15 protein-coding genes are annotated in these 14,411 nt (G+C 40.7%); 5 read left to right on the forward strand and 10 right to left on the reverse strand.

The features are described 5' to 3' along the window. The first annotated feature begins 251 nt into the window (after positions 1-251). Positions 252-2,231: a thioredoxin domain-containing protein gene (locus EIP89_RS03910; RefSeq protein ID WP_124397349.1), complete on the forward strand. Its 1,980-nt coding sequence runs from the start codon at positions 252-254 to the stop codon at positions 2,229-2,231. A gap of 439 nt (positions 2,232-2,670) precedes the next feature. On the opposite strand, the gene EIP89_RS03915 is transcribed toward EIP89_RS03910, so the two are convergent. The 8 genes from EIP89_RS03915 to EIP89_RS03950 form a co-directional block, all read right to left on the reverse strand. Beyond that, positions 2,671-3,195: a uracil-DNA glycosylase family protein gene (locus EIP89_RS03915; protein ID WP_218019319.1), complete on the reverse strand. Its 525-nt coding sequence runs from the start codon at positions 3,193-3,195 to the stop codon at positions 2,671-2,673. A gap of 11 nt (positions 3,196-3,206) precedes the next feature. Next, entirely contained in the window at positions 3,207-3,443 is a 237-nt protein-coding gene (locus EIP89_RS03920) for a DUF6952 family protein (RefSeq protein WP_124397351.1), read from the reverse strand. Next, a complete protein-coding gene (locus tag EIP89_RS03925) occupies positions 3,440-3,763 on the reverse strand; it encodes a thioredoxin family protein (protein WP_124397352.1) in 324 nt (107 codons plus the stop codon). Before EIP89_RS03925 ends, EIP89_RS03920 begins: the two co-directional genes overlap by 4 nt. Before the next feature lie 78 nt (positions 3,764-3,841). Beyond that, positions 3,842-6,661, reverse strand: a complete 2,820-nt coding sequence (locus tag EIP89_RS03930) for a PD-(D/E)XK nuclease family protein (RefSeq protein WP_124397353.1) — start codon at positions 6,659-6,661, stop codon at positions 3,842-3,844. Between the two features lie 10 nt (positions 6,662-6,671). Beyond that, positions 6,672-7,655 (reverse strand): potassium channel beta subunit family protein, encoded by a 984-nt coding sequence (locus EIP89_RS03935; RefSeq protein WP_124397354.1) that lies wholly within the window; start codon positions 7,653-7,655, stop codon positions 6,672-6,674. A 116-nt stretch (positions 7,656-7,771) separates the two neighbouring features. Further along, complete coding sequence (locus tag EIP89_RS03940) at positions 7,772-8,572, reverse strand: DUF4349 domain-containing protein (RefSeq protein WP_124397355.1); 801 nt, start codon at positions 8,570-8,572, stop codon at positions 7,772-7,774. Between the two features lie 102 nt (positions 8,573-8,674). Further along, the gene (locus EIP89_RS03945) at positions 8,675-9,589 is read right to left on the reverse strand and encodes a hypothetical protein (RefSeq protein ID WP_124397356.1); all 915 of its coding nucleotides are present in this window, start codon (positions 9,587-9,589) and stop codon (positions 8,675-8,677) included. Between the two features lie 94 nt (positions 9,590-9,683). Beyond that, positions 9,684-10,031, reverse strand: a complete 348-nt coding sequence (locus tag EIP89_RS03950) for a 4Fe-4S dicluster domain-containing protein (RefSeq protein WP_124397357.1) — start codon at positions 10,029-10,031, stop codon at positions 9,684-9,686. Positions 10,032-10,090: 59 nt separating this feature from the next. On the opposite strand from EIP89_RS03950, the gene EIP89_RS03955 reads away from it, so the two are divergent. Further along, complete coding sequence (locus EIP89_RS03955; protein ID WP_124397358.1) at positions 10,091-11,122, forward strand: acyl-CoA reductase; 1,032 nt, start codon at positions 10,091-10,093, stop codon at positions 11,120-11,122. Positions 11,123-11,488: 366 nt separating this feature from the next. Here the strand turns inward: EIP89_RS03955 and EIP89_RS11680 are convergent, their stop codons facing one another. Both EIP89_RS11680 and EIP89_RS03960 read right to left on the reverse strand, forming a co-directional pair. Next, positions 11,489-11,614, reverse strand: a complete 126-nt coding sequence (locus tag EIP89_RS11680; RefSeq protein ID WP_262607403.1) for a hypothetical protein — start codon at positions 11,612-11,614, stop codon at positions 11,489-11,491. After that, positions 11,611-12,021: an OsmC family protein gene (locus EIP89_RS03960; protein ID WP_124397359.1), complete on the reverse strand. Its 411-nt coding sequence runs from the start codon at positions 12,019-12,021 to the stop codon at positions 11,611-11,613. Before EIP89_RS03960 ends, EIP89_RS11680 begins: the two co-directional genes overlap by 4 nt. 160 nt (positions 12,022-12,181) lie before the next feature. On the opposite strand from EIP89_RS03960, the gene EIP89_RS03965 reads away from it, so the two are divergent. Genes EIP89_RS03965 through EIP89_RS03975 form a run of 3 tightly spaced genes read left to right on the forward strand, consistent with a single transcriptional unit; the run spans position 12,182 to position 14,380 of the window. Next, positions 12,182-12,664, forward strand: a complete 483-nt coding sequence (locus EIP89_RS03965) for a helix-turn-helix domain-containing protein (protein WP_124397360.1) — start codon at positions 12,182-12,184, stop codon at positions 12,662-12,664. A 37-nt stretch (positions 12,665-12,701) separates the two neighbouring features. Next, positions 12,702-13,247: a DUF6580 family putative transport protein gene (locus EIP89_RS03970; protein WP_124397361.1), complete on the forward strand. Its 546-nt coding sequence runs from the start codon at positions 12,702-12,704 to the stop codon at positions 13,245-13,247. Further along, positions 13,244-14,380 (forward strand): NAD(P)/FAD-dependent oxidoreductase, encoded by a 1,137-nt coding sequence (locus EIP89_RS03975; RefSeq protein ID WP_124397362.1) that lies wholly within the window; start codon positions 13,244-13,246, stop codon positions 14,378-14,380. Before EIP89_RS03970 ends, EIP89_RS03975 begins: the two co-directional genes overlap by 4 nt. Positions 14,381-14,411: the final 31 nt, after the last annotated feature.

Here is a 14,411-nt window from a genome sequence, read left to right on the forward strand (position 1 = left end):
TTTTCTGATTATGGTTACGAAAATGGATATCCTTGATGAGTAATAATAGGTTTTCAGAAATTTTTTAAAAAACTTTCATTGCTTTTAAAAATATTCAGTTTTTAATCCAAAACCTACCCTGATTGTGATGAATTGTGTTACATTTTAGCATTAGTGTGAAAAAGTCGATTACTTTTTTCTATTATTGAAAACCACACTCTTATTGCAGTAGGATTGTTTAATGAAGCTACCTTGCCGTGAAAATACAAGAAATGATGAATCGCCTTATAAATGCAGCAAGCCCCTATTTACTACAGCATGCACACAATCCAGTAGATTGGTATCCTTGGGGAGAAGAAGCCTTTCAAGCAGCTAAAAGGCACAACAAATTATTGGTGATCAGTATAGGCTACTCAGCCTGCCACTGGTGTCATGTAATGGAACGCGAGTGCTTTGAAGACCGAGAGGTAGCTCGCCTGATGAATACATACTACATCTCTATAAAAGTAGATCGCGAAGAGCATCCAGATGTGGATCAAATTTACATGGACGCCCTGCAGCTGATGACCGGCCGCGGAGGCTGGCCACTAAACATCGTAGCCTTGCCTGACGGGAGGCCCATATGGGGTGTGACGTATTTGCCCAAGAAAAGTTGGATGAGCGCACTAGAGCAAATAGCTGAATTACAAAAGAATAATCCAAATCAGCTGTACGATTATGCCAATAAGCTCAGCCATGGAATTAGTATTCTTCACACTACACCCGATTTTAAAGGGTTTCATAAGCCCGAGCGTTCTGAAATTAAAAAGGCACTCGATAAATATCTGCAGCATCGCGATTTTGAAACGGGTGGCCCCTCACGTGCACCGAAGTTTATGATGCCCACGCAGTTGCTCGATATACTTCGGTTAGGCGTTTGGGTAGAGCATAAAAAAGCCGTTGAATTTGTGCATCTTACTTTGCAACAAATGGCTCGGCGAGGCATTTTTGACCAAACGGTCGGCGGCTTTTACCGCTATTCGACCGATGCGGAGTGGAAAATCCCGCACTTTGAGAAAATGCTTTACGACAACGCACTGCTCATCGAGCTCTATGCCGAAGCCTTCAAACAATCGGGCGATCAATCCTATTTAGATGTCCTTCAAAAAACATTTGATTGGCTTGAAGCCGAGATGAAAAGCAACGATGGTGGTTATTACGCGGCACTCGATGCCGACGCTGAGGGTGAAGAAGGAAAAACCTACACCTTTACAACGCGCGAAATAGAAAAGATGCTCGAAGGCTTACCGGCTGATTTTCTGCGCGATGTATATGCCCTGCATCCCGGCGAACAGTGGGAAGGACAATATGTGTTGCATCAGAAAGAACCGCTTGAATCGTATGCTGAAAAGCATCACTTGAGCTTGGACGAAGCCAAACTAAACCTCGACAAATTTTTGAAAAGGGCTAAAGGCACAAGAGCTAAAAAACCCCGTCCGGGTATAGACGATAAAGTAATTGCCTCATGGAATCTCATGCTTGTAAGTGCCTTGGTTACCGTGTTTGAAGCTACCGGTAAAACACATTGGCTTGAGAAAGCCATTCGTTTGGCCAATTTTATCCACAAAATCATCGATCATAAAGCTCACTATTATAAAAATGGACAATATCTATCGCGCTGCTTGCTCGATGACTTGTCTCAAATCATTAGAGCCTCCATTCGACTTTTTGCGGCTACCGGCGATGAAATATACCTTACAAGGGCTCAAAAAAGTTTAGATCGAGTTTTTGAAGTTCATGACACGCGAGATAAAATACTCTTTACAAATACTCCTGCACATGACAATTTGCTTTTTCAAAGAGCAGTCGAAACGGAGGACAATGTAATTCCTTCGTCTAATGCAGTTATGGCTGAAAACCTGATGCTCCTGGGTCATATACTTGGCAAGCATGACTACACCGAACGGTCGCTGGCTATGCTCAATGCAATGCAACAGCGTGCTACTGAGCATCCGGAGGCATACTACCACTGGTGGTATGTGTACCTTATGCACGCATCAGAATGGAAAATGTACGTAATCACGGGCCCTTCAGCACATACCAAAGCATTGGAGTACAGACAAAAATTTCTACCTGACGGCATGGTTATTTCCGCTCAAAATCCATCAGAGGTTGACGTTTTAAAAAATCGTTTTTCGCTTGAGGTCGATCGCTTGTATTTGTGCGAAGGAGAGTCATGCCGGCCACCGGTAGAATTGAAAAAAGCCGAATAATCTTTACGGATCAATTTATTTAGGGCTTTTTAGGAGAAAGTTTATCAGTGATCTATAGACAAATCCCCCACTCGATTCTCTCGAATTCTGTAGAAAATCTCTTTGGAAAATCATCTATTTTTTTGGTTTTTATACATACTTAAAAAACAGATGAAATGGTAATGATCAAATATTTTTTTCTGTTAATTTTACAAAGTTTATGTACTTATATGTTCAAACTTATATTTAGAAAAAAGCCCTTCCTTTTCAAGTTTATCGATGATTTTTAAATTACACATTCAGAAACACTTATATAGTTTAGAAAGTTTATTCATCGCAGAAAATAGCATTTGAAAGACTTTACGAAATATTATATTTATATTTAGCAAAAAAGACTTGATAGAGTAGCTAAAGTAATGCAAAAGTCTGTGTAAAATATTACTTTTTCACTCTCTTGATGCTACATTAATATATTTTTTTGCCAGATATTTAGTTTTTTATCCGAATAAATTCTCGCTGGCGTGGGTAATAATGAAAATTTTATGTCTGATTGAACACAAAAAGAATGAACTTCTTCGATTCGCTTTCGGATGTTTGGTATGTCCTTGAAACTCTTACGTGTAAATAAGACTTGTTCAACTGTTTTAATATTCGAAAGTAGCGAAAAAACATCGTTCCATTCCGCCACTTTGTTGTCGATAAAAGCATCTTCGTAGGTGCATTCGCTTCCGATAGGTACTTCAACGGAGCGAATGAGATCGATAAAACCAACCTTCTTATGCCTCGAAAAGGCTATTTTTTCCTTATACGAGGCATTTTTCAGCGAGGGCATTCCAAAAACTTCCGGTAATAGCCGCCAAAAGTGGTTCTGAGGTCGGCTATAATAAAAGTGCGCCGGGTTGCACGATGCTTCTGGATTAAAGGTACCCATAAAGATCCATCGAACACCCGGCGGCAAAAACTCGCCAAACCTGTGCCTTACCACGGGCATTGGCGTTATGTGATGGAGTTGCGTACGCGCTGCGTATAGGCCCTTATGGCTTCGGTTTCACTCATTCCGGCCTGAATTTGCTCTTTGATCCAAATGGCGGCCAGTACGTGGGTGAGCTGTTCGCCCTCGTCTTCACCTTCGATGGCAACTTCAGGCGTGCGCTCTTCATAGAGGTCTTGCTCTGCTTTGCGAAGGGCTTCAATATCTACAGGTAAAAGCTTTTTAATGGCGGGTATTTTCATGCCTGTTGGAGTTTTTCAAGGAGTTTTCTCAAGTATTCTTCTTTACCAGAGGCACTGCCCTCAATGAGCTGTCCATTTTTAAAAATAGCTAAAAAAGGCAAATTATCTACTCCGGCTGCATGGCGAGCATCGGGGTTTTCTTCAGCATTTACATCTAAGAATACAATGTCTTTGTACTGCTCCTCGTCGCTTACACGGCGATATTTTGGGGCAAACATCTTGCATGCGCCACACCAGTCAGCATAGTATTTGACGACTACTTTTTCGTTTTCTGAAATCAGTTGTTTGAATGTCTGATCATTAGTTACAATTACGGCCATTTTTTCTCTTTTTCGTGCAAAAATAACGGGTTTAAAATATCATATATTTCAATTGAACTTATATTTTGATAATTAAAATCAATTATTAAGTTCTTTAATTTCGCTTAGATATTGATTTTCAATGGTATGAATATCGAGCATTTCTTCAATCAAACGAATGACTATGTTTCTGTAGGTCTCTAAATCTTCTGCTTTAAAGGTAAAGTTATCAAAATTGTCAAAAGAATACCAGTTGTTGGTTTTTGTTTTAAACAAAAATTTCTCTTGCTCTTTTTTGTATTTAATAAAATGAAGGGCGGCTGAATAGGAACTTTCATTTTTACCTAAAGAATCCGCTACCATCAACAGATAGCATAGTAGTTGAAGGGGCTTGCCGGCGTTTATTCGCTTTTTCTTGTCAAAAAAGTCAATATTTTCGAGATCAAAATGTTTGTTACTGGGTGCCGATCCGGTTTTGTAATCGATATTGTGAAAGTGATTACCAGCTCTTTCGAGTCGGTCTAAGGTACCGTATAATTTAATTTCGCCAAGATGGGGCACGAGTAAAGTCGTTTCAAATGATTTTTCTAAATGCGCGATGGATAGATTATTGGTGTCGAGGGTTTGATCGGTAAGTCGATTTCTATCAATCTGTAATTGATTTAAAATCATTTGTTTAATGAGAAATTTTTCGAGAAAATTTCTACCAGTATTCCAATCTGCGTTGGGAAGCTCGCGGTGAAGTTCTTCATCGAGTATTTGGTCTACTTGAGCTTCTAAAACTTTTAAAGCTTCGACATTTGGGAATGTGGAATTTAGAAAGGGTTCATATAAGCGCTTCAAGGTATTGTGCACAGCCACGCCTTTGATTCGGGCGTCGGCCTGCTCTGCTACATCCTCTTCTACATCTTGAATGCCGAGCATGTACTTTGTATAGAAGTCCCTTGGACGCTCTATGTAATTTGCCAAATGTGTTGGAGAAATTCCTTTGGATTTGAGCCTATCTGACAAATCACGCACAAAGGCTTCATCTTTTTTCAGATGAAATTCTGACGAATAATTTCCAATTTTCGGAGTGAGGATGTGTGCGATGTAGTTGAATTCTATTTTTCGATTTTCAGCGGCAAGTTCCCATTCGATTTGATAAATAAAACGGGAAGGAATGGCCTGTTCGTTTCCAATAGCTGGCGCGTATGAAATCAAATGAATCTCTTTGGCATTTCTAATGAGTTGATAAAAGTGATAAGAATAAATAGCCAGCTGATGGCGATGCTCCGGCAAACCATGTGCTACTGCAATATCGTAGGGTATGATTGACTGATGAAAGGCAGATTTTGGCAAAATACCGTCATTAGCCGATAGAATTATGATGGTATCAAAATCGAGCAGTCGCGTCTCAAGCATTCCCATGATTTGGAGGCCTTGTACAGGCTCTCCACGCAAGCTGATGCCGTAAGATCGGGCGATAGCCTCTAAAAAGAGCACTAAATCCTGCAACTTGAGAAAGTCTTGAGGCCAGGCGGCTGTTACATCTTTCAATTCAGCGAGCACTTCGCGCATCATGAACAGCTGCTCTCTTTCGAGCATATCTCGTTCAGGTGATTTCGCAATACCTATTTCGAGCAGCGCTTTTGCTGCATCGATGAGTTGTTGCGGTGTTTCTGCGGGCGAAAAAAGAAGTTGATCGCCATCACAAAGGGTTTCATTGACTTTTTTATGATCAACAAAGATCAAATTGTTGTCGATGATGTCTTGCAAAAGTTTTTTAATGCGTTCAGGCTCAAAAAAGGAATATGCTAAAGCATTTGACAGCACTTCTTTGAGCTGACGGTGATAAAATTTCCCTTTTGACTCATCACGGCTTGCATATTCTACCGATTTTATAAAAGATAGTATCCATTGATAAACTGGTAGCTGTTCTAATGGCAATTGCATGGTCACATTAATGCCTTCAGGTACTACCGGCAGATGGTGCAAAACGGGAAAGAGCATGTTTTCATCGGGCAGAACCACGGCTACGCGTTTAAAATCCCCATAGCCTTGTTCCTTAAGTTGCTCTATCACTTGGGCTACGATCTTTGTTTGTTGTACTCGGCCCGAAACGCGGTGGTGGGTAATTCTCTTTTGTTGCGTCAAAAGGTCATCGGTAAACTGACTTTTCGGTGATAAAAGGTTTTTTTCTTTCCATTTTCGGTAAAAAGTTCCAGCTTCATGATTTGGAAAATGGATGCAGTAATATGTGTCATAATGGCCAATAAACTCACCTTTACCCGATGTTACCAGCGCATTTATCACCTCAAACTCAGCTTTGGTTAGCGCATTAAAACCGATAAAGTACACTTTTTTGGAGGTTAATTCGAGTGTATTGATGCTCTCAGCTGCCTTTCGGTAGAGGAGACCTCGTGTGCTGTACTTTTTCTTTTTGAGCTGGCTGATAAATTCATCGTACAATTTTGGAAGTGATTCGTAGAATTTTTCAAATTTTTTTTCAAGCTCGCCTTTTTCTCGATCATTATGCAACTGCCATTGCTCTAGTATTTTGGCACGAGCAGTATTTGTGAGAATCGATATTGGTTCAATCAATTGTTCATCCAGGGAATTAAAATCGTTGAGTACTATGGGCCCCCACGACATAAACTCGCCCAATGTGCTGCAGCGCTCAGGTATGTGCTTACGGGCGACTTCTATGAAGGCGAGCAGCAATTTGGAGTATTCCGTAGGCTCCTGATGGGCAATGCTCGCAATGAACTGGTCCATCGTAAGTACATCAGGAGCGATGACGACTGATTCGGACCGGTCAGCTAAATACCTCAAAAAAAAGATGCACGACCGCTGGGAGGGCAACACCACAGTGATGTCGTGCAGGTTGTCTTTATGTTCTTCAAAAATTTGGTTTGCGACGGAATGCAAAAAACTCATTTATGAGCTTTTAGAAAGGTGGGTGCTGAGGCTTGTTATTCAGAATTGATTCGATGCGCTCCATCATATCGTCAGTCAGTAGGGGCACTACCTCGAGGGCTGTAAGGTTGTGTTTGAGTTGTTCAGGCTTGCTGGCTCCCAAAAGCACTGTGCTTACATTCGGATTTTTCAAACACCACGCAATGGCCAGTCTTGTGACATCTGTGCCGATTTCTTTAGCAAATTCCATTAACTGAGCAACTTTTTTCAGATTTTCCTCAATGAGATTTCGCTCGGCAAGCCAAGCGAGTTCATCACGCTTGAGTCGATAGTCGTCTGATATTCCAGCGTTGTACTTACCTGTAAGCAAGCCACTCGCCAATGGCGACCAAATAGTGAGTCCTAAACCAACGGTTTTATAGATCTGGGCAAATTCGACTTCTACCTTATGGCGATAGAGCATGTTGTATTGAGGTTGCTCAACCACAGGGCCTATCAGATTGTATCGGGCAGCGACCATATGTGCTTCCATGATTTCTTGTGCACTCCATTCGCTTGTACCCCAATAGAGCACTTTTCCAGCCATGATGAGCTGGTGCATACTCCATACAGTCTCTTCAATCGGTGTAGATTTATCGGGTCGGTGGCAAAAGTAGAGATCGAGGTAATCCACTTGAAGGCGCTTCAAAGCGGCATCACAGGCCTCACGGATGTGTTTGCGGTGCAAGCCCCTTTGGGTTGGAAGCTTTCCCCCTGCCCCAAAGAAAACCTTGCTCGATACAGTGTAAGAATCTCTTGACCATCCGGTTTCCTTGAGGATGCGTCCCATCACTTCCTCTGATCGGCCATGGGCATACACTTCGGCGTTGTCAAAAAAATTAACTCCGGCATCGTAGGCAATCACCATCAACTCTTTAGCTGTGTCATATCCGATTTGATTGCCAAAGGTGATCCACGTACCAAAAGAAAGTCTACTAACAGGCAGACCTGACTTACCTAATTTGCTGTATTCCATTCTGTAAAATTTCTTTTAGATTTTCGATAAAGGTACTACACCTTATGAAAGTTCATACTATTCTTTGAAAAGGTGAAAAGAAGTAAAAAGTGAAAGAAGACAAAATCGCAGTAGGCTTACCTTTTTCTCCTGATTTTCAACAGATAAATGACCACTAAAATCAAGATAACAAATGGCCACAGATGTACGATGCCAATTAAAAAACTCAAAAAGTTGTTCCATCCTTCATAGATGCCATCTCCTACCTTTTTAAAGAATTCCAATTCGCGCCTTGACTCTTGGTACAGACTTATGCTCAAGGTACTGTAGGCCAACTGATTGTCATAATTTTTTAGCATTTGTTCATACTGTTCGATTTCGTAACGCACTTCGTTGAGCTTTGCCTCGATTTCCAGAATTTCAGAAACGGTTTTTGCCTGCTTAAGCAATTCGCGATAGCGGTTTTCCAGCTCTTTTTTCGTTAGTATGCGAGCTTCAGTATCGCGATAGCTCTTGGTGATGTCTTCAACGCGTATATTTTTCGATTCTGGACGCCCAAAAACATCTTCTAGTGTATCGACAAAAGCATCAAAGTGCTTTGAAGGAATTTTGCAATCGAGGTAGAGATTAATGGAATTGTCGTAGCGATCAGTATTTTCGTTTTGAACAATGCCTTTGTAATGTTCAATCAATGAGAATAAAGCCTTTTTAGAAGTTTGAAAATCATTGGTCTTAAATCGGATTGAACCATTTTTAATTAACAGCCTATCTGAATAAATCTTGTCATTATCTGTGTGAGTATTTTCGTTTGGAATGCCTGCTAAGTCTTGAGATTCAACCATTTCGTCTGAAGAAACCGATGCATCGTAGTTGTTGTTGCTTTGATTGCACGATAGTAAAAGAACAGATAAGAGTACAGTTAAAATGCTGGTTTTCATCGAAAGAGAATTTGAATCAAAGGTATTCGAAACAAGATCATGAGCTCTAATGTAAATGCATGAAATGATACCAAAGAATGATTAGTTTTTTGCCTTCAGACATTAAAATTTTCTGCGAACAGGTGGCGGAACGGTCGGGATTTCGTCTTTGATGCCGGTATCAAATTTTATCTGCTCTTTTAGATGCCAATGGCCTTTGTTCCAATAAAGTCCATCATATGAAAAATCAGGACCATATACGGCATAGACACCTTTTTTTGACGCATCGGGTGGCGCTAGATGATCCATGATGATCATTTTTTCTTTTTCATTATACCGAAGTGTAGCTGAAACATTCGCCGAATAGTCATAGAAGAGTCTGAAAGGTTTTTTGAGATAACGACGGTCTGCTAAGTCCTGTATATAAAATATTTGAGCTCCGAACTGGATATTTTTAGGGCTTTTTATCACTAAGGCATCGACTATCTTTCGCTGTGTTGCTTTTCCCTGTGGGCGGTAGCCGAGCAAGGTGTAATACGTCTGATTGCCGTGTTTTACATCAATGATTTGGTAATACAGGGCTCCGTACCAACGGGCCGGTTGAAGAGCTGTGTATTCAGGCTGTGCGATTTCCGATGCCTTATCTACAAGAGTATACAGGTAGATGCGGTTCTTTTTGTCTTTTACTTGCAGAATACCATAAAATTCATACATATTTGGCTCGGCTAATGGCAAAAGCCAGGTGAATACATTTACAAACTTATCGCCCGACTGTAGGCGGCTGAGGTTTTTAACTTGCTCAAACGGGTAATTGAAACTTTCCGGTTGACTAAGTAAATCGTTCAGCAAAACATAAAATTCATCCGAAGCCTGCTTTCTGGCTTGATACTCTACGGCTTTTAAAATTTTTGAACCCAAATCAGCCAAAATAGTTTCTGCCTCATGCAGCGATTGAGAGCGAATTGGATTAAAGCATGAACTTATAGTGCTGAAAATGAATAGAAAGGTAATCAAAATGTATTGCTGGCCTGATTTCATGACAACGTAAATCCTAAATCTCAAGCAAATAAAAAACCCTTCTGAAGCAATTTTTATTGCAAACAGAAGGGATAAAATAGAAAAAACTTAATTTCTACAGATGTAAGAATTCTTTTTTAGCCAAAAGCTCTTCTTTAGTCTCCACGTGATTTTCATCAGGTACACAACAATCTACAGGACATACCGCAGCACACTGAGGCTCGTCATGAAAACCAACGCACTCCGTACATTTATCTGTGACAATGTAATATACGTCGTAGCTCAAGGGCTCCTGTGGTTCATCGGCATCGTAGGTGATACCTGACTTCGGTGTGATCTTGCCTTTTAAAGAAGTTCCGTCCGAAAATCTCCATTCTCTACCGCCTTCGTAAATGGCATTATTAGGACACTCAGGCTCACATGCACCACAGTTGATGCATTCTTCAGTTATTTTGATAGCCATAGAAACGTACGATATTCAAAAATTACCTTTGCAAAGTTAATCACGCACTGCCACTAAAAATGACTTTTGGGACAGAAATTCAAATTTTAACCGAATTTGGAAACAAACTAAATAAGCTCGTTAAAGATTATCAGAATCAAAATTTATCCTCTGAGGTTAAAGAACTTATTCAAAAAGCTTCAGCCATAAATCCCTGGTTTACTTCAGAGAATATATGGTATGGCCTCTCGTATTGGGCTTCGATGCTCAACGAGGAAAATCTTGAACGTTGGTTAGATAACTATCAAAAAGAGCTTACATCAATCAAAAATGTTGGCATTATCACGGCAGGCAATATACCTTTTGTAGGCATTCACGACTTGCTATGTGTTTACTTATCAGGTCACAATGCTGTACTTAAAACTTCTTCTGACGATCCTGTATTGACAAAATGGATGATCTCCATGCTGGCAGAGATAGATCGTTCAGTGGCAGAGCGCTTTCGATTCGTCGAACGGATCGAAAGCATAGATGCCGTGATTGCCACCGGATCAAACAACAGCGCTCGCTACTTCGAATATTACTTCGGAAAATATCCCAATATCATTCGCAAAAACCGGAATTCCATAGCCATTGTCACGGTTGACACTACCGATGATCAATTAAGGCGTCTTGCCGACGACGTTTTTCAATATTTCGGCTTGGGCTGTCGCTCGGTTTCGAAACTGTACTTGCCCGAAGGATTTGATCTGCAGCGCATTTTCGGTGCTTTTTACGACTGGCGACACATTATCCAGCACCACCGGTATGCCAGCAATTACGACTACAACCGCGTGGTATATCTTATGAGTAAGGAGCCCATTTTGGAAAATGGCTTCTTTATTCTCCGTCAAAATCAAGCTCTCGCCACTCCTGTAAGTGTAGTGCATTACGAGTATTATTCATCGTATGATGTTCTCGCTTCGACCATTCATCAGCTTCGCGAACAAATTCAATGTATTGTAGGCGCTGAAAAATCACTTTGTACGGACGACTATGGCAGAGCTCAATGGCCGGCTATAGACAGTTATGCAGATGGTGTCGATACGATGCAGTTTTTGCTGCAACTTTAATTGCAAAACCATCCAGGATTGAGGATTATCAGAGTACGTTTTGAAAATTCGCTGAAAGTTTTTGATTCCAAATTCATTTAGTTTCTGGTTTTGAATAACTTGAAAGGAAACCAAATCGCGAGCTAAATCGCACCTGCGCAAGAAAACAGGATATGTCGATGGATGTGGAAATGCATCCTTCATAAAGTGAACCAGACAAACAGTTGATGATTCTTGGGCTGAATCTTCTATGGCTTTTGGAACTACGGATATTACCAGTTGATCTCTGAGGGTATAAATGTTGTACGAAGGATAAAATCCCAAGTTGCCTGGAGCCTAGCGTAGGATGGCCCAAGGCTCTCCTTTGTAAAAATATGCTATCCATATTTACTTCGACTGTTCCTTAATGGTCGAAGTACTTTTTGCCTTTAAATGTCTCTTCAGATCGCTAGGCATACCCGAACGGGCAAATGCAGCTACTGCCAGCATCAGGAATATTTCATATCTTCTCATTCGAGCGTCCAGTAAAATTCGATATCTTGAACGATATCAGGATGTAAACTCTTCGCTACGGGGCAGTTAAGGCCGGCTTGCTCCAATCGAAGGCGATCGCTTTCCGGATATTGTGCAGGCAAATACACTTTTAAATGAATCTCGCTCACGCGTCTTGGGCCAGAGGCCATTACTTTAGTCACCTCAGCAAAAGCACCTTTTAAAAGCTTTTCATTTTCGCCGGCTGCTATGCCCATGATGGTCAGCATGCAATTGGCCAGCGAAGTGCTGAGCAAATCTGTTGGCGAAAAAGCTTCACCGCGACCGTGATTGTCAGGTGGGGCGTCCGTATGTATTACTTGCTGACTTCTGGTGTGAGTCGATTCACATCTCAAACCACCTGTATATACCACTTTAGAAGTCATCATTTGTAAATTTTGATGCCAAAGATATCTTCAGATCAAAAGGTAAAAGTATCTGTCTGAAGGAAACGTTTGTATTTACACATGTAAAAAAGGTTTATTAATTAACATATGTGATTATTTGGATGTTTATCGTTGAGATTTACATTTGTAATAAACAGATGAAATGAAAACAATTGTTGATAGAATTAAGGAATTACAACAAGCACAGGGACTTACAAACAATGAATTCGCTGAAAAACTTGGAATTAGCTCAGCTGCACTGTCTCATATTTACTGCGGTCGAAATAATCCTTCCTTGACGATTTTAGAAGCAATCTATCAAAAATTTCCAAATGTAAATTTCAATTACCTCTTAAAAGGACAAGGAAATTTGTTTGAAGCAGATCAAAAGGTAAACGAATCTAAGAAGCATATAATCAATGATTTATTTTCATCCATTGAAGAATTTCAAGCTTCAGATAAAAATGTTCAAAATCCACCCATGCACCTGATTGACGATAAAAAATCAAGTAAAGAAAACGAACAGCGTCATTTTACAGATGTAAATATAAAGGTTAATGAATTTCAGGTGGTGAAAGTAGCGCTCTTTACTAGCGATGGTCGCGTGTTTTTTTTCACACCTAGTGCAGAGAATCCGTTTTTGTAACTCTACTCGTGTATTTTTGCAGCAAATCCTCTATTAAATGACGCGCAAAGATTGGACGTACACCTTCATTCTTTTTGTTATTGCTTTTGTTTCTCGTATCATCCCCCACTACCCTAATTTCACAGCTATAGGTGCTGTAGCTATTGCTGGTGGAATGGCATATCGAAATTGGATACCGGCATTACTGGCTACAGTGGCTTCTATGTTTGTATCAGATTTATTGGTAAACAATCTCTTTTATGCTGAATTTTATGGTTCTTTTGTCTGGTTTACACCAGGAGCAGTTTTAATTTACAGTTCTTTCATTCTTTCAGTGTTCATTCCTCGTCTTTTAAAAAACGGCAACTCTACCTTCAAGTGGCTGGTCTCCTCTATCGCCTCTACTGTGCTGTTTTTCCTGATCACCAATTTTGGCGTGTGGTATCAAACTTCTTTATACCCTCAAACAATCAGTGGATTGCTGGCTTGTTATGTAGCCGCTATACCTTTTGCCATCAATCAATTGCTCGGTACCCTCTTCTATGGTGCGCTCATTTTACTGGCATTTAGCTATGTAGATAAGCGCTTAGTTCAAACAGTATGAGTCGTCCGCTGAGTTTTTGGGAAAAAGATGCTTTTCTGAGCGAAACAGATTTTACCATCGTTGGCAGTGGTATCACAGGGTTAATAACTGCCCTTAAGATATCAGAAAAGTATCCAAAAGCTCGTATTTCCGTCTTAGAGCGATCCTTGATACCCTTTGGTGCAAGTACCAGAAATGCAGGTTTCGCTTGTTTTGGCAGCCCTACAGAAATTCTGTATGACATCGAGACGCTCGGCGAGGAAGCTGCAGTGCGACTGATATCTGACCGCTGGATGGGCATTAAGGAACTGCTTCACATTGTGAAGCCTTACGATATTGACTTCAAATTTCTCGGCGGTTACGAACTCTTTTTTAAAGGCGAAAAGAAAAAGTACGAAGAAACCTGTTCTAAAGTCCAATACCTCAACGATGTACTGGGCGAACTGGCAAATGAAATTTTTGTAATCGACGACGATTTAGAAGAACTTGAAGGTATCAAAGGGGCAATTGGAGCCATTTACACGCCTTATGAAGGCCAATTGCACTCTGGAAAGTTGATTTTAAAACTCATTCAAAAGGTACAATCACAAGGTGTTGTACTTTTAAATGGCGTTGAAGTAAAACACATCGAAAAGTTAGGTAACAAACACGTTCTCCATTCCAATTTTGGCGAGCTTCACACCCGACAGGCGATTGTGTGTACTAATGGGTTTGCCGCTACATTACTGCCTGAGCTTTCTGTAGCTCCCAAAAGGGGTCAAGTACTTGTGACTAAACCTTTGCCCCAGCCTCTGGAATGGAAAAGTAATCTGCACTGGGACGAGGGATTTTATTACGCTCGAAACATTGGGGAAAACAGAATACTGCTCGGCGGAGCTCGAAATTTTGACTTCAAAGGAGAATCGACTGATGCTATCGAAACCAGTGATCTTATTCAGAGCGAATTAGATCGCGTGTTGAAAAAATACTTTAAAGTTCCTCAAGATGTTCAAATAGAATTTCGCTGGGCGGGCATTATGGGCTTTGGCCCTGAAAACGAAAAAGGCTATCTCGTGGGTACCACTTCATCTTCTATCGCATATGGTGTGCGATTATCAGGTATGGGCATTGCATTGGCTACTATCATAGCTAAAAAGATTTCTGATCTGTTTTAAATTTTATCTCTTGTTCTGTAAGCCTGAATTA

The sequence above is a fragment of the Thermaurantimonas aggregans genome (assembly GCF_003851885.1).
GTDB lineage: Bacteria > Bacteroidota > Bacteroidia > Flavobacteriales > Schleiferiaceae > Thermaurantimonas > Thermaurantimonas aggregans.